This is a genomic window from Massilia sp. SYSU DXS3249, from assembly GCF_053668055.1.
Genome location: NZ_JBSIPX010000008.1, coordinates 12,775 through 30,746, shown reverse-complemented (window position 1 = coordinate 30,746; position 17,972 = coordinate 12,775). Strand labels below are relative to the sequence as shown.

Sequence of the window (17,972 nt, the reverse complement as noted above, 5' to 3'; positions counted from 1 at the left end):
GCGCTGTTGTCCCGGCACGACGCCGCGGCAGGGACTTGCAGGGCTTGCAATGCGCTTGGGCTCGCGTTCGCGGCCGCTTGCTGCCCTGTGCGGACCGCTTGCCGGTCTGCTTGCCGACCGGATTGAATCCGCTTGCAGACCCGCCAGCAAATGGCGCAGGCCCGCCCGCGAATGCCCCTTCAGTTGCCCGCCTTCAGTTGCGCCCCTCAGCCGCGCCCCGTTATCAGCGCAGCGTCAGCGGCCACCCTCCCGCCGCCTCCAGCAGGGCTCCCTCGAGCGAGGCGACCTCGTCCTCGGTGAATGCCAGCAAGGCATCCTTGTCGCCGTCGTCGAGATAAACCTGCTTGATCAGCGCCACGCCGCGCCGCCGCAGCGGCTGCGCCACGGTCGGGCGCAGGATGGTTTCGCGCAGGCTGTCGGCCAGCACCCGCGCCTCGCGCCCGCGCCCGGCCTCGACCAGCTTGTGCAGCTGGCCCAGCCTGTGCTCGAGCGCTTCGTGCGGAACCGGCTGCCCGGACGCCGCGCGCAGCGTGCGCGGTTCCGCGCCCCCGACTGCTCCGGCGGCCGGCGCGCCCATGCCGATGCCGTGGCCGGTGCTGGCCCCGCTGCCGCTGCCGGCGCCTGTGCCGGATGCAGTGCCGCAGGCAGCATCGTGCAGGCCGGCCGACATCGCGCGCAGCTGGTGCAGGCGGTTGCCGCCCTCCTCCACGCTCTGTTCGAGCCGGCGCGCCGCGCCGCTATGCCCCTGGCTCGACAGGGTTTCGGCCAGCATGCGCTTGCTGCGCAGGGTTTCGTGGTCGTCCATGCCGCGCAGGCGCTCGTGCTGGCTGACGACGTGCTGCTGCAGCTGCCTTGCCTCCTCGAGTTCGCCCTGCTGGCTCAGCGTCGAGGCCAGCCGCAACAACACGCCGAGGGTATCGGGGTGGTCGTCCCCGAGCCGCCGTGCGCGTGCCGTGGCGAGCGACTGCTGCATGTCGCGCACCGCCCCCAGGTCGCCCTGGGCCGCGAAGGTTTCCGCCAGCGCCTCGCGCGCCTGCAGCGTGACCGGGGCGTCGGGCCCGAGGCGGCGCTCGCGCACCTTGAGCACCAGCTCCTGCAGCTTGCGTGCATTGCCGAGGTCGCCCATGTCGCGCAGCAGCGTCGCCAGCAGCCCGGTGCAGCGCAGCGTGTCTTCGTGCTCGGTGCCGAGGATGCGCTGGCGCCCCTCGAGCACGCGCTCGTAGAGCATGCGCGCACGCGAGTATTCGCCGTGGCCGGCGAGCGTGCGCGCCTGTCCGGCCAGCGCGTCGAGGGTGGCGATATGGCCGGGGCCATACAGCCGCTCGCAGGCCTCGGTCACCTCCTCGTGCAGCGCCAGCGCGCGCGCAAACTCTTCCAGCCGGGCGAGCGTGGCCGCCAGCGCCGATTTCGCGGCCAGCGTTTCCGGATGGTCGGCGCCGGCCGCGCGCATGCAGTGTTCGAGCAGGGCTTCGGACTGCTGCAGCGCTTCGCGCAGGCGCCCGCGCTCGCGCAGGACGGTGGCCAGCATGGCACGGCTGGCGCGGGTGTCGGGATGGTCGTCGCCGTGCAGGCGCGAGCGCAGCAGCATGGCTTCGAAGAAGCACTCGTGGGCCTGGGCCAGGCGTCCCTGCCGGCGGTGCAGCTCGCCCAGGCGCATCAGCTCGCGCGCCAGCACCGCGCCGTTCGCGTCGAAGTCCAGCGCCCGCGTGCCATGGCGTTCGCCGGCCGCCAGCGCGGCGCGCGCGGCGCCGATCGCATCGACCAAATCGAGCTCCGCGCGCGACTGCCACGGGAAACGTCCGGGAGCGAGCCAGCCGAGCAGCGCCTCGATGGCGCGGGTCTGCGACAGGCGGTCGGCGTCGCGTTCCGGCGCCGCGCCCAGGTGCTCGGCCGCGCCGGCCGCGACGGCCCCATGCAGCTGCACTTCGTCGAGATAGCTGTCGAGGGACAACTGGGACAGGCCGTAGCAGTTGCGCAGCAGTTGCTCGAGCGCCGCCTGGTAGCCGACGCTGCCCTTGTGCGGGTCGCCGCGGCGCCACAGCATGCGGCGCTCGGCGTCGAGGCTGTCGACGCCGCAAGGCAGCGGGTAGACCAGCAGCGGGTGCTGCGCCTCCTCGTGGCTGCAGCGGTATTCGATGGCGCGCGTGACGACCCCGGACAGGCCGTCGAGGCTGCGCGCATTCGGGGTGAACAGGCCGACCAGCCGGTCGGGGAGCAGCGTGGTGCAGATGCTCACCGCCGCCGAGCGCCCGCCGCGGCAGTCGATCAGCACGTGCCGGAACTGGCGCGTCAAATGCCTGGCGAAGGCCCGGAACAGCGCCGGGCAGGCGGCGAACAATCCGTCCCAGTCCATGCGGTCGGCGCGCTCGCCGTAGCTGTCGTCGAAGCAGCCGGCGCGCATCAGGTACAGGGTGCGGCTCTGGTCCACCCGTTCGACATAGGCTTCCCAGTCGATCGCCTCGAGCACCAACCGTGCGCGTTCTTCGTGGTCGAGGTCGGCGCAGGTACGGGTGAGCGTGTCGAGCTGCTCGCGGCAGGCTTCGAAGTATTCGAGCAGGCCGGGGCGGCCCGGCTCGGGGCGGGCTGCGTCGGGACGCGCCGCGCCCGTCCGGAGATGGGCGGTTTTTTCATGGTCCTGCCTGTCCTTGCCCAGCCTCTCATGGCCCGGCCTGTCGTGTCCCGGCCGCTCGTGCCCCGGCCTCCCCGCCTCATGCCTCCCCGCCTCATGCCTCCCCGGCTCGAACCGCCTTCCGGTGGCCGCGAACGCGCCATGCCGCGCCGGCTCCGGCCGCTCGCTCTCGTAGCGTTCGTCGCAACCGGGGAACAGGTGGTGCAGGCCGGGGGCTTCGGTGTCCCAGTCGATCATCAGCACCGGCACCGTGGCGTTTTGCCGGTTCGCGAGCAGTACCGCCGCATCGGCGAGCGCGAGGCTGCGCGCGGCGCCGTTTTCAAACGAATAAAAAGTGGTCACTTCGCCGGGGCCGCTGATCGGGGGAAGCGTGATGCGGTTGATTTCCATGAGCTCCTCATTTTTTCGGAAAGGTCAGATCCGGGACGGCACGCCACTCGGGTGGGACATCGGGGAGCACGAATTGGTTGCAATCATGACCAGGCGGCATGTACATTTTCTGGTACTGGTAATGGGTCGCAATCCGCTTCACCATCTTGTCGATATCGGGCAGGAAATCGGGGTTCGATTTCAGGTCTGCGGTCGCCATCGTGAAATGCGAGAAATCGACATAAAAGGTGGAACTCGCAATTTGCGGCGGCAGGCGATCCGGATGCTGGGTCATGATCACCGGGATAATCAGGTGGCTCGGCAAGGTGTACCACTGGCTGCGTTCGGCCTCGAGCAGGCGCATCGCGGCATATTCGCGTCGCGTGTAGGCGTGCGCTTCGTATTTGGGTGTGTAGATGAGGATCATGCAGACGCTCTCGCACATGGCGCGGGCGATCTTGCGGTCGAGGTCGTCGCCCCCGCCGAGCTGCTCGGTATCGATGAACAATTCGTCTTCGTTGTCGAAATAGGGCTCGAGGTAGCAGCGCAGCGCATCGGCCAGCGCGGTCTTGAACCGGTTCATCAAGTCGTGTCGCCCGTGGGCATAGCTGAAGAAACAGCCGTACCTGATCGCCATTGCCATTTCCCCCATTCAATGCCTCAATGCCCACTCGTTCCCGCATGTCCATCCATGACTCTAGCGTTCCGGACCTCGGCCATTTTGCGGGCGCACAAATGCGCTACCCGCCTCGAATACGGGGCAATGCGGGCATTCCGTAGGGCATAATTCGGCCCTTTTCCAAACTTCCAGACAGGAGATGCCATGAAAGCCATTCGTTGCGAACACTGGGGCCCGCCCGACAGCCTGGCCTTGCAGGAACTGCCGGATCTCGTGCCCGGTGCCGGCGAAGTCGTGGTCGACGTGCGCGCGGCCGGGGTCAACTTTCCGGACGTGCTGACGGTGCAGGGCAAGTACCAGGTGCGCCCGCCCCTGCCCTTCACCCCCGGCAACGAATTCGCGGGCATCGTGCGCGCCGTGGGCGATGGTGTCCGGGGCTACGCGCCCGGCGACCGCGTGATCGGCTTCACCCGCACCGGCGCCTTTGCCGAGCAGGCCCTGGCGCCAGCCGAGGCGCTGATGCCGATGCCGCCCGGGATGGACTTCGATACGGCCGCGGCGATCACCCTCACCTACGGCACTTCGCACCACGCCGTGGTCGACCGCGGCGCCCTGCAGGCCGGCGAAACGATGCTGGTGCTGGGCGCGGCCGGCGGGGTCGGCCTGGCGGCCATCGAGATCGGCAAGGCGCTCGGCGCACGCGTGATCGCCGCAGCGTCGAGCGACGAGAAGCTGGAAGTGTGCCGCGCGCATGGCGCCGATGTGCTGATCAATTACACGAGCGAGGACCTGCGCGAGGCGATCAAGGCGGCGACCGCAGGCCGTGGCCCGGACGTGATCTACGATCCCGTCGGCGGGCCCTACAGCGAACCGGCGCTGCGCTCGATCGCCTGGCGCGGGCGGCACCTGGTGGTGGGCTTTGCCGCCGGCGAGATCCCGAAGCTGCCCTGGAACCTGATGCTGCTGAAAGGCGCGTCCGTGGTTGGGGTGTTCTGGGGCGACCTGGTGCGGCGCGAACCGGAGAAGAACCTCGCGGCGATGCGCGAGATGCTGGGCTGGATGGCGGAAGGGAAACTCAAGCCGCTGGTGTCGAAGCGCTATGCGCTGGCCGATACGGCACAGGCCTTGAATGACATGGCGGAGCGCAAGGTGACGGGCAAGGTGGTGATCGTGCCGTGATCATGGCCGCGGCGGTTGCCGGAAGGACGTAGGGTGGGGTGATTGAGGCCAATGGCCTCAATCACGAACGTGCCCACGCGGAAGGGTGCACGGTGTTGGCAGAGTTCTGGCTTGACGTTAGCGCTCTTCGGAAACCTTAACGCTGCTCAGCGATTCCGGCTAACCATGATCATCATTCCGCGTGGGCACGGGGTGCCCACCCTACGGGGCAAGGGCGGCTCGCCAAGTTATTCCGCCGTCGGCTTGAAAAAATCGATCACTTCCTGCTGCACCCGCGTCCGCTTGAACGGCGGCAGGCTCTGCCAGATGCGGCGGCCGTAGGGCTTGCTGATCAGGCGCGGGTCGCAGATCATCAGCACACCGCGGTCGTCGATGTCGCGGATCAGGCGGCCGGCGCCCTGCTTGAGGGTGATGATCGCTTCGGGCAGCTGGTGGTGCATGAAACCGTTCATGCCCTGCTTTTCCATCACTTCGATGCGCGCGGCCAGTACCGGATCGTCCGGCGGGGCGAAGGGCAGCTTGTCGATGATGACGAGCGAGAGCGCGTCGCCGCGCACGTCGACGCCTTCCCAGAAACTCTGGCTGCCGACCAGCACCGCGTTGCCGGCATTCCTGAACGAGTCGAGCAGTTCGGTGCGGCCGCGCTCGCCCTGCACGAAGAGCGGGAAGTCCAGGCCGCGGTCGGCGAACTCGGCGCGAAGGCGTTCGGCTACGCGGTTGACGGCGCGGATCGTCGTGCAGAGGAAGAAGGTGCGCCCGCCGGCCGCCTCGATGACCGGCAGCGCGTGGTCGACCACGGCGTCGGTATAGCCCATCGAGTTCGGTTCCGGCAGCCCGGTCGGCACGTAGAGCACGCCCTGTTCGCCATAGTTGAACGGGCTCGGCCAGGTACGCGCCGGCTCGCCGGTCAGGCCCATCTGCTCCGAGAAATGCTTGAAGTCGTTCTTCACCGCCAGCGTCGCCGAGGTGAAAATCCAGCTGCGCGGCGTGCCTTCGCGCTGGTTCTGGAAGATCGGCGCGATCGACAGCGGCGTCTTGTGCAATTGCAGCGAGGACGCAAAGGCCTCCACCCACAGCACGGCCTGGTCGCCTTCGACGACCTTGCCTTTCGGGTCGGCCTTCCAGGCATCGTAGGCCGCTTTCAATTCGACCGCGCGCACACGGCATGCCTCGAGCGTCTCGGCGCGCTCGGCCTGTTCTTCGAGCACGTCGATCATACTGTCGAGCTCTTCCTTCAGCTTGTCGAGCGCCGGGAAGAAGTTCGAGGTCGGCGGCACCTGCGGCAGGGACATCCGCGTGCCGCCTTCCGGGAAGGTCAGGCGCAGGTCGCGCGCGGCCTTTTCCACCACGGTGACGACCTTGGCCCAGTCGACGCCCGCGCGCGCATGGGCCAGGCCCTCGGCCAGCACGTCGCGGCACAGTTCCAGCACCTGCGAGGTCGAGACCGACTGGCCGAAGAACAGCGTGGCGGTGTCGGGCAGCTGGTGCGCCTCGTCGAAGATGATGGTGTTGGCCGACGGCAGCAGCTCGGCCACGCCGGTATCTTTCAAGGCCACGTCGGCGAAGAACAGGTGGTGGTTGACCACGACCACGTCCGCCTGCTGGGCCTCCCTGCGCGCCTTCATCACGAAGCAGTCCTGGTAGTACTGGCACTCGGCGCCCATGCAGCTGTCGCGCGTGGAGGTGACGAGGTTCCAGACCGAGGCGTTCTCGGGCACCTTGGCCAGCTCGGCTTTGTCGCCCGAGCTGGTCATCTTGATGAAGCGCGAGATTTCGCGCAGGTGGCCGACGTCGTCGCGCGAGGTCAGACGCCCGTTCTGCAGCGTGCGTTCCAGGTGGTAGTGGCAGACGTAGTTCGAGCGGCCCTTGAGCAGCGCCACCGAGACCGGGGCCTTTAAAGCCTTGCGGATGGTCGGGATGTCGCGCAGGAAGAGCTGGTCCTGCAGGTTCTTGGTGCCGGTCGAGACGATGGTCTTGCCGCCCCACAGCAGTGCCGGGACCAGGTAGGCGAAGGTCTTGCCGGTGCCGGTACCGGCCTCGGCCATGAGCACCTGTTGGTCGGAAATGGCCGCCGCGATGGCCTTGGCCATTTCGGTCTGCGAAGTGCGCGGCTTGAAGGTGCCGACGGCGGGCGCAAGCGGGCCGCCGGCCCCGAACAGTCGGTCGAGCTCGGCATCATGCTTGCCGGCGGGCGCGTAGCTGGCTGCGTCGGCGGAAATGTCTGCAGACGCCTCGGCGGCGCCGGGCACTGGAAGGTGATCGGTCAAAATGGGCGCCTTTGGGGCTAAATGCGGGATGCGAAAGCAATCAGGCCGGCACGTCCGGCACGAGTTGCATCTTCAGCAAGGTGATGTGGTCTTTCAGCTGTAGTTTACGCTTTTTCAGGCGGCGCAGCTGAAGCTGGTCGGCATGGCCATCGGCGGTCAGCATCGCAATGACCGCGTCGAGGTCGCGGTGTTCCACGTCGAGTTCGATAATGCGGCGCTGGATGTCTTGGACATCGGTCATGATGGCGGTTCCAAACGAATTTTCAACAAGGCGGGGCGGTGGCTACATCAGGCGGGCGCTGTGCCGAAATGTTCTCTGCGGCTTGCAACACGGAGGCTTCTCGGTGCATAGTTTAATCTAGAGCGACGTTGCCGCCAACAAAGATTGGCTCCTGAGCCACGGAAAGCATCAAAGTTTATGAATCTCTTCAAGATCGAAGCGGGCACCGCGCAACACATCGGTCACCGTCCGCGGCAGAACGATCGGGTCGCCCTGCTGACCGGTGCACGCGCGCCGGGTTATGTCCTCGCCGTGCTGTCGGACGGCATCAACGGCGCCGCCGCCAGCGAGCAGGTACTGCACACCGCGCGCCATGTGTTCGACGAATTCAAGCCCGGCGAGACGGCCAATCCGGAGCGCCTGGGCCAGCTGCTGCGCGACATCGTCGCGGAAACGCATACCGTCATCAAGATGAACGCCGTCACCACCGGCGAGGAATCGCACGCGAGCTTCGTCGGCCTGGTGCTGTCGCCCCATGGCGAAGCGGCCTGGGCCCATGTGGGCGACTCGCGCCTGTACCGCTTCGACGATAGCCAGCCAGCCATGCGCACCAACGACGACGCCTACATCGCCCACCTGCAATCGCTCGACAGGCTGACGCCCGAGGCTGCGCGCAACCACCGCCGCTCCAAACTGCTGCTCAATGTGCTGGGAAACAGCCGCAAGGAACCGTTCGTCACGGTCGGCTGGCAGATGGGCCTGGCGCCGGGCGACAGTTTCCTCCTCTGCACGGACGGCCTCTGGCATTTCTTCACCGACGCCGAACTGGCCGCTGCGCTGAGCCGTTCGACGCCGCGCCAGGCCTCGGAAATGTTGATCGACAAGGCCACCGAGCGCTCGCAAGGCAAAGGCGGCAATTGCTCGATGGCGATCGTGAAGCTGGTGAAGCCGGTGGCGGAGAGCGGCAACATCTTCTCGCCCGCCATCAACCGCTGATCTTCCCTGGCGCTCAGTTCGGCACTCAGTCAGCGCGCAGTTAGCGTCCCTCTGCGGCCGCCTTCTCCGCCGCTGCCTTGGCCGCGGCTTTTTCCTGCTCGGCCTTGGCCGCGGCGGCCGCGCGCTTGGCTTCGCGCTGGGCCTTGCGTTCGGCCACTTCGCGCTGGCGTTCTTCCGACTTGCGGCGGCGCTCTTCGAATTCGGCGGCGTTCTCGGCACGCTTGGCGGCCTCCGCCGGGGCGGCCGCGGCCTCCTTCTGCAGCCGCGCGTTGCGCTCGGCCATGCGCTTGGCGACCGCGGTCGGGCGCGGCGGCGGCACCGGGGTGGTCGTCTTCGGTGCCGGCGCCGGCTCGGCGGCTGCGCGGGCTTCCTCGGCCTTGTATTCCGCCTCGGCCTGCGCCATCGCGCGGTCGCGTTCCTCGACCTTGTGCTTGCGCTTGAAGTACTCGGCCTCGACCTCGATCGCACGCTGGCTTGCCAGCGCCGTGCGCCGGCGTTCCTTAGCTTCTTCCAGGCAGTTATTCACGAAGAACTTGTCGTAGCAGACCGCCTCGCGCGCGGCGTAGCGCGACTCGATCGCGGCTCGCTCGGCGGCGACGTCGGCCAGGCGCTGGTCGGCCTGGGCCACCGACGTGGTCGGCTGCACGGCGTCGCTCGGCGGCGCGGCACGATTCGACGCGCAGGCGGCCAGCAAGCCGCAGGCCAGGAAAGCCAGGGTGGTACGCAAGGTGGACTGTGCTGTTCTCATTTTCTTCCTTGTTCTTTTGCGTCTCAGGCAATCGCGTCGGCCGCGCCGCGCCGTTCGGCCAGCATGTACTCGCGCGACTGCATCTCAATGATACGCGAGACGGTACGGTGGAATTCGTTCGACAGCACGCCCTTCGTGTACAGCTCTTCCGGCTCGACCGCCGCCGACATCAGGAGCTTGACCTTGTGGTCGTAGAACACGTCGATCAGCCAGGTGAAGCGGCGCGCCTCGGACGACTGGCCGGCCGACATCGCCGGGATGCTGGACAGGATCACCGTATGGAAGCGGGTGGCCAGTTCCAGGTAGTCGTTCTGCGAGCGCGGGCCGCCGCAGAGGGTGGCGAAATCGAACCAGATCACGCCGCCGGCACGGCGCAGCGCGCGGATTTCGCGGTTCTCGATGTGCACGATCGGGTTTTCGTCGGCGGTGTCGGCCACTTTCGCGTAGGCATCGCGCAGGGCGTGGTCGGAGGCGGCGTTCAGCGGCGTGTAGTAGGCCTGGACCTGCTCCAGCGCGCGCTTGCGGTAGTCGTTGCCGGCGTCGACATTGAGCACATCGAGCTTTTCCTTGAGCAGCGCGATGGTCGGCAGCATGCGGTCGCGGTGCAGGCCGTCCGGATACAGCGTGGACGGTTCGTAGTTCGAGGTCATCACGAAGCTCACGCCGTTGTTGAACAGGGCCGTGAGCAGGTTGTACAGGATCATCGCATCGGCGATGTCCGAGACGTGGAACTCGTCGAAGCAGATCAGGCGGTACTTCTTGGCGATGCGCTTGGCGACTTCGTCGAGCGGATCGGCCACGCCCTTCAGTTCATCGAGTTGGCCATGGACGGCGCGCATGAATTCGTGGAAGTGCAGGCGCGTCTTGCGCACCACGGGCACGACGGAATAAAAGCTGTCCATCAGGAAGGACTTGCCGCGCCCCACTCCCCCCCACATGTAGACGCCGCGCGGCACGTCGGGACGGTTGATGAGGCGCTTGAAAGCGGACGACCGCTGGGCCTTGTACTGGACCCAGTCGTCGTACGCCTGCTGGAGGCGGTCGACCGCAGCCTGCTGGGCGGGGTCGGATGTGAAGCCGCGCTCGGTGAGGGCGTGCTGGTAGAACTCTTGGACGTTCATGTAATGCAATCGTATAAAAACGTAGGGTGGACGGGTTCCCCGTCCACGCGTTCAACGCACAGTCGCAAGCCACGGAGCGGGCCGGAACGCGTGGTTTGAACGCGTGGACGGGAGACCCGTCCACCCTACGGATGCGTCAGGTATTGCCTTAGAAATTCAGCGAACGCTTGTCCACCGCCAGCGCCGCTTCCTTGACGGCTTCCGACAGCGACGGGTGCGCGTGGCAGATGCGGGCGATGTCTTCCGACGAGGCCTTGAATTCCATGGCGACGACGGCTTCCGAGATCAGTTCCGAAGCAACCGGGCCGACGATGTGCACGCCCAGGATTTCGTCGGTCGTGGCATCGGCCAGGAACTTGACCATGCCCGAGGTGTCGCCCAGCGCGCGCGCACGGCCGTTGGCCATGAACGGGAAGGTGCCGGCCTTGTAGGCGACGCCTTCGGCCTTGAGCTGCTGCTCGGTCTTGCCGACCCACGCGATTTCCGGCGAGGTGTAGATCACCCAAGGAATCGTGTTGAAGTTGACGTGGCCGTGCTGGCCGGCGATACGCTCGGCGACGGCAACGCCCTCTTCCTCAGCCTTGTGCGCCAGCATCGGGCCGCGCACGACGTCGCCGACCGCCCACACGCCCGGCAGGCTGGTGCGGCATTCGTCGTCGACGATCACGAAACCGCGCTCGTCCAGCGGCAGGCCGACGGACTCGCCGTTCAGGCCGGTCGTGTTCGGCACGCGGCCGATCGAGATGATCAGGCGGTCGAAGGTCGCGGTCTGCTCGGCGCCGGTGCTGTCGGCGTAGGCGACGGTGACGTTGTTCTCGCCTTTGGTGATCGCGCCGATCTTGCAGCCCAGGTTGATCTTCAGGCCCTGCTTGGTGAACAGCTTGTGCGCTTCCTTGGCGATCTGCTCGTCGACGGCGCCCAGGAAGGTCGGCAGGCCTTCGAGCACGGTGACGTCCGCGCCGACGCGGCGCCACACCGAACCCATTTCCAGGCCGATGACGCCGGCGCCGATCACGCCCAGTTTCGACGGCACGGCGTCGATCGCCAGTGCGCCGGTGTTCGACAGGATCAGCTTTTCGTCGAATTCCGCGCCCGGCAGCTGGCGTGCGTTCGAACCGGTGGCGACGACGACGTTCTTCGCCGTCAGCGTCTCGGTCGTCGGGCCGCTGACGTTGATGGTGTAGCCGCCTTCGGCCTTGCCTGCGAACGAACCGCGGCCGTGGAAGAAGGACACCTTGTTCTTCTTGAACAGGAACAGGATGCCGTCGTTGTTCTGCTTGACGATGGTGTCCTTACGCTTGAGCATTTGCGGCAGGTTCAGTTCCAGGCCCGACACATTGATGCCGTGCTCGGCGAACGCGTGGCCTGCGTGCTCGAAGTGTTCCGACGACTGTAGCAGGGCTTTCGACGGGATGCAGCCGACGTTGGTGCAGGTGCCGCCTGGCGCAGGCTTGCCCGCCGCGTTGCTCCACTCGTCGATGCAGGCGGTCTTGAAGCCCAGCTGGGCTGCGCGGATGGCGGCGATGTAGCCGCCAGGACCGCCGCCGATGACGACGACGTCAAATTGCTTTTCGTTACTCATGAATGATGATTTCCTAAATTATTCTTCTGGGACAAAAATCCACATCAGCAGATACACCAGCGCTCCGAAACCGGAGGTGATCAGGGTAAAAACGGTGAAGATGAGGCGCCAGATCCAGGATTCGATGCCGTAGGTGACTTCCAGCCCGCCGCACACGCCGCCGAGCCAACGGTCGGCGCGCGAGCGCCGCAGCCGCTTGAACTGGGTCTCGATCGTGCCCGCACCCGGAGTACCGTAGCCGTTGCCGGTGGCGCTGCCATCCTTGTTAAGGCTCACGCGTTCACCCGCACGCTCTCCCGCACTGGCTCCGGCCAGGACTTTCGCCTTGGCCTGCTCGAATTCGGCGTCGCTCAGGGCGCCCGCCTGGTGCAGTTCGTGCAAACGGCGGATTTCATCGGAGATCATGGTATTCCTCCAAACAGGTCAGCGTCGGCGGAAATGCCTGGGGTGGACACGCGCGCCGCCGGCGCGCGTGTCCCGGCTACAAGGCCTATCTTCTACCGTTTTCCCTGATTACAAGTCCAGCAGCAGGCGCGATGGATCTTCCAGGGTTTCCTTCATGGCCACCAGGCCCAGCACGGCTTCGCGGCCATCGATGATGCGGTGGTCGTAGGACATCGCCAGGTAGTTCATCGGGCGGATGACGATCTGGCCGTTCTCGACGACAGCGCGCTCCTTGGTGGCGTGGATGCCCAGGATGGCCGACTGTGGCGGGTTGATGATCGGGGTCGACAGCATCGAGCCGAACACGCCGCCGTTCGAGATCGAGAAGGTACCGCCGGACAGGTCTTCCAGGGTCAGCTTGCCGTCCTTGGCCTTGGCGCCGAATTCGCCGATCTTCTTCTCGATGTCGGCGATCGACAGCTGGTCGGCGTTGCGCAGGATAGGCACCACCAGGCCGCGCGGCGAACCGACAGCGATACCGATGTCGAAGTAACCGTGGTAGACGATGTCGTTGCCGTCGACCGAGGCGTTCAGGATCGGGTACTTCTTCAGTGCGGCAACGGCGGCCTTGACGAAGAAGGACATGAAGCCCAGCTTGACGCCGTGCTCTTTCTCGAACTTGTCCTTGAACTTGTTACGCAGGTCCATGACCGGGGCCATGTTCACTTCGTTGAAGGTGGTCAGGATCGCGTTGGTCTGTTGCGATTGCAGCAGGCGCTCGGCGATACGGGCACGCAGGCGGCTCATCGGCACGCGCTCTTCCGGACGGTCGCCCAGGTTCACGCTCGGTGCGGCGACTTGCTGGAGGGCTGGCTTGGCGGCTGCTGGAGCAGGAGCCGGTGCGGCGGCTGGCTTGTTGGCGACTGCGGCCAGGGCGTCGCCCTTGGTCACGCGGCCGTCGCGGCCCGAGCCGTCCATGCCGGCAGCGCTCATGTTGTTGTCGGCCAGGATCTTGGCGGCGGCCGGCATGGCCACGCCCGACATCGAGCCACCGGCGGCAGGAGCAGCGGCAGGTGCGGCGGCGATCGGTGCGTTCGGTGCGGCCGACGGGATGGCCTTCACTTCCAGCGGGCTGGTCTGGGCCGAGGCTTCGGTATCGATGATGGCGATGACTTCGCCGGCAACGACGGTCGCGCCGTCGGCCTTGAGCAGTTGCACGATCACGCCGGCGCTCGGTGCCGGCAGCTCAAGGACCACCTTGTCGGTTTCGATGTCGATCATGTTTTCGTCGCGCGAGACTGGCTCGCCGACTTTCTTGTGCCAGGACAGCAGGGTTGCTTCAGCAACCGATTCCGACAGTTGGGGGACCTTGACTTCGATTTGTGCCATGTGAAACTCCGTTAAATTATTCTTTGGTCTAGGAAAACTGACGAGGAAAACGTCAAGAACCGGACGCCCAAGGGCGGCCGGTTCAGGCTCAGCTTATTTGGTCAGGATGAAACCCTTGAGCTTCGAGAATGCCGTATCGAGCAGCTCTTTCTGCTGCGCCACGTGCTTGTCGGAGTAACCGACAGCCGGTGCGGCCGATGCCGGACGTCCGGCGTAAGCCAGGCGCTGACCTTCGTCCATGTTTTCGAAGATGTTGTGCTGGATCTGGAACCACGGACCCTGGTTCTGCGGCTCGTCCTGTGCCCACACGATCTCGGTGGCGTTGCTGAACTTCTTCAGTTCGGCAGCGAACGACTTGTGCGGGAACGGGTACATCTGTTCCAGGCGGATGATCGCCACGTCCGAGACGCCGCGGGTCTTGCGCGCGCCGACCAGGTCGTAGTACACCTTGCCCGAGCAGACGATCACGCGCTTGACCTTCGAGGCTTCGATCTTCTCGTCGGTTTCGCCGATCACGGTCTGGAAGGCGCCCTTGGCCAGGTCGGTCAGCGGCGAGCCGGCGTCCTTGTTACGCAGCAGCGACTTCGGCGTGAAGATCACCAGCGGCTTGCGGAACTGGCGCACCATCTGGCGGCGCAGCAGGTGGAAGATCTGCGCGGCCGTGGTCGGCTGCACGACTTGCATGTTGTTGTCCGCGCACAGCTGCAGGAAGCGCTCGATGCGGCCCGACGAGTGTTCCGGACCCTGGCCTTCGTAGCCGTGCGGCAGCATCATGACCAGGCCCGAAGCGCGGCCCCATTTCACTTCGCCCGAGGCGATGAACTGGTCGATGACGACCTGCGCGCCGTTGACGAAGTCGCCGAACTGGGCTTCCCAGATGGTCAGCGTGTTCGGTTCGGCGGTCGAGTAGCCGTACTCGAAGCCGAGCACCGCTTCTTCCGACAGCACCGAGTCGATCACGGTGAACTGTGCCTGGTTTTCCGACACGTTGGCCAGCGGCAGGTAGATGCCCTGGTCCCAGCGCTCGCGGTTCTGGTCGTGCAGCACGGCGTGGCGGTGCACGAAGGTGCCGCGGCCTGCGTCCTGGCCCGACAGGCGGATCGCATAGCCCGACGACAGCAGCGATGCGAAGCCCAGGTGTTCGCCCATGCCCCAGTCGAGGTTCATCTCGCCGCGGCCCATGGCGGCGCGGTCGGCCAGCACTTTTTCGACCAGCGAGTGCGGCTTGAAGCCTTCCGGCACCTTGGTGATGCGTTCTGCCAGGCGCTTGAGTTCGGTCAGCGGCACGGCGGTATCGGCCGCGTCGGTCCACTTCTTGTTCAGGAACGGCGCCCAGTCGACGGCGTACTTGTTCTTGAAGTCGGTCAGCACCGGGTCGACCGTGTGCTTGCCGGCGTCCATCGCGTCGCGGTAGGCGGCGACCAGCTTGTCGCCTTCGTCGGCCGGGATGGTGCCCTGCGTGGACAGCTTTTCCGCGTACAGCTTGCGGGTGCCCGGGTGCTTGGCGATCTTCTTGTACATCAGCGGCTGGGTCAGCGCCGGGGTGTCCTGCTCGTTGTGGCCGAGTTTACGGTAGCAGACGATGTCGACGACGACGTCCTTGCCGAATTCGACGCGGTAGTCGAGCGCGATTTGCGTAGCCAGCACGACGCCTTCAGGATCGTCGGCGTTGACGTGGAAGACCGGCGCTTCGATCATTTTCACGACGTCCGAGCAGTACAGCGTCGAACGGGCGTCGCGCGGGTCGGAGGTGGTGAAGCCGATCTGGTTGTTGATGACGATGTGGACCGTACCGCCCGTGCCGTAGCCGCGGGTCTGCGCCAGGTTCAGGGTTTCCATGACCACGCCCTGGCCGGCGAATGCAGCGTCGCCGTGCACCAGGATCGGCAGCACTTCCTTGCCCTTGCGGTCGCCGCGGCGTTCCATGCGCGCCTTGACCGAACCCTCGACGACCGGGTTGACGATCTCGAGGTGCGACGGGTTGAAGGCCAGCGACAGGTGGACCGGGCCGCCCGGGGTCGAGATGTCGCTCGAGAAGCCCTGGTGGTATTTGACGTCGCCCGACGGCAGGTCGTCGGCGTGCTTGCCTTCGAATTCTTCGAACAGCTCGGACGGTGCCTTGCCCAGGGTGTTGACCAGCACGTTCAGGCGGCCGCGGTGGGCCATGCCGATCACGATTTCCTGCACGCCCTTTTCACCGGCGCGCTGGATGGTCTCGTCCATCGAGGCGATGAAGGACTCGCCGCCTTCGAGCGAGAAGCGCTTGGCGCCGACGTATTTGGTGTGGAGGTAGCGCTCCAGGCCTTCGGCAGCGGTGAGGCGCTCGAGGATGTGGCGCTTCTTTTCGGCCGAGAAGGTCGGGGTCGAACGGATCGACTCGAGGCGCTCCTGGATCCAGCGCTTTTCGGTCGGGTCCGAGACGTACATGAACTCGGCGCCGATCGAGCGGCAGTAGGTGTCGCGCAGCATCTGCAGCAGGTCGCGCAGGGAGGCGGTCTCGCCACCGAAATAGGTGTTCGAGATGTTGAACTTGGTGTCGAGGTCGGCGTCGGTGAAGCCGTAGAACGATGGGTCCAGTTCCGGGATCGGCGGGCGCTCCTGGCGCTGCAGCGGATCGAGGTTGGCCCAGCGCGAGCCGAGGTAGCGGTAGGCGGCGACCAGCTGGGTCACGGCGACGCGCTTGCGTGCCATTTCAGGGTCGGCTTCGGCGTTGGCGCTGACGGTGCGGATCGGGCCCTGCTTGGCGCGCTCGGCGAACGAGGCGATGACCGAGGAGTGGATCACGTCGGGGCGGGCGCTGCCGTCGACCGCAGGCACGTGCTGCATGCTGTCGAAATAGGCGCGCCAGTTGTCCGGCACGGAGCCTGGATTGTTCAGGTAGGCTTCGTACAACTCTTCCACGTACGGCGCATTACCGCCGAACAGGTACGAGTTGGCAGTCTGTTGTTGCTTCATTCTTGCTCACCTTTTCTTCGCGCTTCGCGAGTTTGGCGGGTTAATCTAACCTTCCGCGACACGGCCTGACCGGTTAGCGGATCGCACTTACAAGACATCAAGTTGTGGGGGAAGGACTAATGGGGTATTTCTGAAGGCCCCATGTTACTGAGCAAGAATCTTCTGACTCTGCGCAATAGCGACGGGTATTGTAACGCAACATATGGAATGCATAAGCCTCCGGATGAATTTTGTTGACCCGCTAAATGATAATCGTTATCATTTGCATCGAACACTCAACAGGAAGCTTGCATGTCTGTCCAGAACCCGCCGGGTCCCGCCCCTACCGCCAGTGCAGCGCCGTCCTCGGCCCTGCCCGGCGCGCGCCGATCCATGTGGTTGAAGACCTTGCATCAATGGCATTGGATCAGCTCGGCAATCTGTTTGATGGCAATGTTGCTTTTTAGCATCACCGGCTTCACGCTGAACCACGCGGCGCAGATCGAATCCAAACCGGAAGTCACGCGCAGCACCGCCCAGGTGCCGGCCGCCCTGCTGCCCGCCCTGCGCAGCTACGCCGAAGAGCACGTCGACGGCGAGGCCCCGGTGCCGCCGCAGCTGGTGGAATGGGCGAACGAAGCCTTCCCGGTCGACCTGCGCGGCCGCTCCGCCGAGTGGAGCGAGGAAGATGCCTACATCGCCCTGCCCCGTCCCGGCGGCGACGCCTGGCTGCGCGTCGGGCTCGACGGCAAGGCCGAATACGAACTCACCTCGCGCGGCGCCATCTCCTGGCTCAACGACCTGCACAAGGGGCGCAACACGGGCCCGGTGTGGAGCTGGTTCATCGACATCTTCGCGCTGGCCTGCCTGGTGTTCTGCATCACCGGTTTCCTGATCCTGAAAATCCATGCGGCCAACCGGCCGTCGACCTGGCCCGTCATCGGCTTCGGCATCGTGTTGCCGGCCGTGCTGGCGCTCCTGTTCATCCATTAATAATAAGGCACTGCATGAAACTGTCTTCCTCGCTCGCGCTCACCCTGCCGCTTACCCTGCCGCTGATCTCCGCCGGCGCCGTGGCCGCCGACCTGTCGGTGAAGTTCGAACTGCCGCAGCTGAACGTGGCCGAGTACCACAAGCCCTACGTCGCCATGTGGATCGAAAAGGCCGACGGCGGCATCGCCTCGACCCTGGCTGTGCTGTACGACATCAAGAAGAAGGACAACGGCGGCGAGAAGTGGGTCAAGGACATGCGCACCTGGTGGCGCAAGGCCGGCCGCGACGCCAAGCTGCCGATCGACGGCGTCTCCGGCGCCACCCGCGCCGCCGGCACCCACACGCTGAGCTTCGGCCCGGCGCGCACCGGCATCGACAAGCTGCCGGCCGGCGACTACAAGCTGGTCGTCGAGGCGGCGCGCGAAGCGGGCGGGCGCGAGCTGGTGCGCGTGCCGTTCACGCTGCCGGCCAAGGGCACGGTCGCGGCGAACGCCAAGGGACAGGAAGAACTGGGTGCAGTCTCCATTCAAATTAAATAAACG

At 65.9% G+C, this 17,972-nt stretch carries 14 protein-coding genes; 4 read left to right on the top strand and 10 right to left on the bottom strand.

The annotated features are described in order from the left end of the window. Positions 1–223: 223 nt before the first annotated feature. Complete coding sequence (locus ACWCIA_RS11360) at positions 224–3,019, bottom strand: tetratricopeptide repeat protein (RefSeq protein WP_454163327.1); 2,796 nt, start codon at positions 3,017–3,019, stop codon at positions 224–226. 7 nt (positions 3,020–3,026) lie between these two features. Next, positions 3,027–3,635, bottom strand: a complete 609-nt coding sequence (locus ACWCIA_RS11355) for a toll/interleukin-1 receptor domain-containing protein (protein WP_454163326.1) — start codon at positions 3,633–3,635, stop codon at positions 3,027–3,029. 186 nt (positions 3,636–3,821) lie between these two features. Here ACWCIA_RS11355 and ACWCIA_RS11350 point away from each other — a divergent pair, with 186 nt between their 5' ends. After that, positions 3,822–4,796, top strand: a complete 975-nt coding sequence (locus tag ACWCIA_RS11350; protein WP_454163325.1) for an NADPH:quinone oxidoreductase family protein — start codon at positions 3,822–3,824, stop codon at positions 4,794–4,796. Between the two features lie 227 nt (positions 4,797–5,023). On the opposite strand, the gene ACWCIA_RS11345 is transcribed toward ACWCIA_RS11350, so the two are convergent. Further along, positions 5,024–7,063, bottom strand: coding sequence for an ATP-dependent DNA helicase (locus ACWCIA_RS11345; protein ID WP_454163323.1), 2,040 nt, complete (start codon positions 7,061–7,063; stop codon positions 5,024–5,026). A gap of 40 nt (positions 7,064–7,103) precedes the next feature. Next, the gene (locus ACWCIA_RS11340) at positions 7,104–7,304 is read right to left on the bottom strand and encodes a YdcH family protein (protein ID WP_056333185.1); all 201 of its coding nucleotides are present in this window, start codon (positions 7,302–7,304) and stop codon (positions 7,104–7,106) included. Between the two features lie 177 nt (positions 7,305–7,481). Between ACWCIA_RS11340 and ACWCIA_RS11335 the strand changes: the two genes are divergently transcribed. Continuing rightward, on the top strand, positions 7,482–8,279 hold the full coding sequence (locus ACWCIA_RS11335) for a PP2C family protein-serine/threonine phosphatase (protein WP_454163321.1): 798 nt from the start codon (positions 7,482–7,484) through the stop codon (positions 8,277–8,279). Between the two features lie 40 nt (positions 8,280–8,319). Here the strand turns inward: ACWCIA_RS11335 and ACWCIA_RS11330 are convergent, their stop codons facing one another. The 6 genes from ACWCIA_RS11330 to ACWCIA_RS11305 form a co-directional block, all read right to left on the bottom strand. Further along, on the bottom strand, positions 8,320–9,027 hold the full coding sequence (locus ACWCIA_RS11330; RefSeq protein WP_454163320.1) for a hypothetical protein: 708 nt from the start codon (positions 9,025–9,027) through the stop codon (positions 8,320–8,322). Between the two features lie 23 nt (positions 9,028–9,050). Further along, positions 9,051–10,148: a cell division protein ZapE gene (zapE, locus tag ACWCIA_RS11325; RefSeq protein ID WP_454163319.1), complete on the bottom strand. Its 1,098-nt coding sequence runs from the start codon at positions 10,146–10,148 to the stop codon at positions 9,051–9,053. Between the two features lie 148 nt (positions 10,149–10,296). Further along, positions 10,297–11,730 (bottom strand): dihydrolipoyl dehydrogenase, encoded by a 1,434-nt coding sequence (gene lpdA / locus ACWCIA_RS11320; protein WP_454163318.1) that lies wholly within the window; start codon positions 11,728–11,730, stop codon positions 10,297–10,299. Positions 11,731–11,748: 18 nt separating this feature from the next. Beyond that, positions 11,749–12,135 carry a PspC domain-containing protein gene (locus tag ACWCIA_RS11315; RefSeq protein WP_454163317.1) on the bottom strand — a complete coding sequence of 129 codons (387 nt, stop codon included), beginning with the start codon at positions 12,133–12,135 and terminating at the stop codon, positions 11,749–11,751. 108 nt (positions 12,136–12,243) lie between these two features. After that, complete coding sequence (odhB, locus tag ACWCIA_RS11310) at positions 12,244–13,503, bottom strand: 2-oxoglutarate dehydrogenase complex dihydrolipoyllysine-residue succinyltransferase (RefSeq protein WP_454163315.1); 1,260 nt, start codon at positions 13,501–13,503, stop codon at positions 12,244–12,246. A 93-nt stretch (positions 13,504–13,596) separates the two neighbouring features. Beyond that, positions 13,597–16,458: a 2-oxoglutarate dehydrogenase E1 component gene (locus tag ACWCIA_RS11305; RefSeq protein WP_454163314.1), complete on the bottom strand. Its 2,862-nt coding sequence runs from the start codon at positions 16,456–16,458 to the stop codon at positions 13,597–13,599. Between the two features lie 372 nt (positions 16,459–16,830). Here ACWCIA_RS11305 and ACWCIA_RS11300 point away from each other — a divergent pair, with 372 nt between their 5' ends. Further along, positions 16,831–17,430 (top strand): PepSY-associated TM helix domain-containing protein, encoded by a 600-nt coding sequence (locus ACWCIA_RS11300; RefSeq protein WP_454163577.1) that lies wholly within the window; start codon positions 16,831–16,833, stop codon positions 17,428–17,430. A 14-nt stretch (positions 17,431–17,444) separates the two neighbouring features. Beyond that, positions 17,445–17,969 (top strand): DUF2271 domain-containing protein, encoded by a 525-nt coding sequence (locus ACWCIA_RS11295; RefSeq protein ID WP_454163313.1) that lies wholly within the window; start codon positions 17,445–17,447, stop codon positions 17,967–17,969. Positions 17,970–17,972: the final 3 nt, after the last annotated feature.

What these genes read in the sequence shown, in the direction of transcription:
- ACWCIA_RS11360 (WP_454163327.1), bottom strand. Translation starts at nt 3,019, where the DNA reads ATGGAAATCAACCGCATCACGCTTCCCCCGATCAGCGGCCCCGGCGAA.
- ACWCIA_RS11355 (WP_454163326.1), bottom strand. Translation starts at nt 3,635, where the DNA reads ATGGCGATCAGGTACGGCTGTTTCTTCAGCTATGCCCACGGGCGACAC.
- ACWCIA_RS11350 (WP_454163325.1), top strand. Translation starts at nt 3,822, where the DNA reads ATGAAAGCCATTCGTTGCGAACACTGGGGCCCGCCCGACAGCCTGGCC.
- ACWCIA_RS11340 (WP_056333185.1), bottom strand. Translation starts at nt 7,304, where the DNA reads ATGACCGATGTCCAAGACATCCAGCGCCGCATTATCGAACTCGACGTG.
- ACWCIA_RS11335 (WP_454163321.1), top strand. Translation starts at nt 7,482, where the DNA reads ATGAATCTCTTCAAGATCGAAGCGGGCACCGCGCAACACATCGGTCAC.
- ACWCIA_RS11330 (WP_454163320.1), bottom strand. Translation starts at nt 9,027, where the DNA reads ATGAGAACAGCACAGTCCACCTTGCGTACCACCCTGGCTTTCCTGGCC.
- zapE (WP_454163319.1), bottom strand. Translation starts at nt 10,148, where the DNA reads ATGAACGTCCAAGAGTTCTACCAGCACGCCCTCACCGAGCGCGGCTTC.
- lpdA (WP_454163318.1), bottom strand. Translation starts at nt 11,730, where the DNA reads ATGAGTAACGAAAAGCAATTTGACGTCGTCGTCATCGGCGGCGGTCCT.
- ACWCIA_RS11315 (WP_454163317.1), bottom strand. Translation starts at nt 12,135, where the DNA reads ATGATCTCCGATGAAATCCGCCGTTTGCACGAACTGCACCAGGCGGGC.
- odhB (WP_454163315.1), bottom strand. Translation starts at nt 13,503, where the DNA reads ATGGCACAAATCGAAGTCAAGGTCCCCCAACTGTCGGAATCGGTTGCT.
- ACWCIA_RS11305 (WP_454163314.1), bottom strand. Translation starts at nt 16,458, where the DNA reads ATGAAGCAACAACAGACTGCCAACTCGTACCTGTTCGGCGGTAATGCG.
- ACWCIA_RS11300 (WP_454163577.1), top strand. Translation starts at nt 16,831, where the DNA reads ATGTGGTTGAAGACCTTGCATCAATGGCATTGGATCAGCTCGGCAATC.
- ACWCIA_RS11295 (WP_454163313.1), top strand. Translation starts at nt 17,445, where the DNA reads ATGAAACTGTCTTCCTCGCTCGCGCTCACCCTGCCGCTTACCCTGCCG.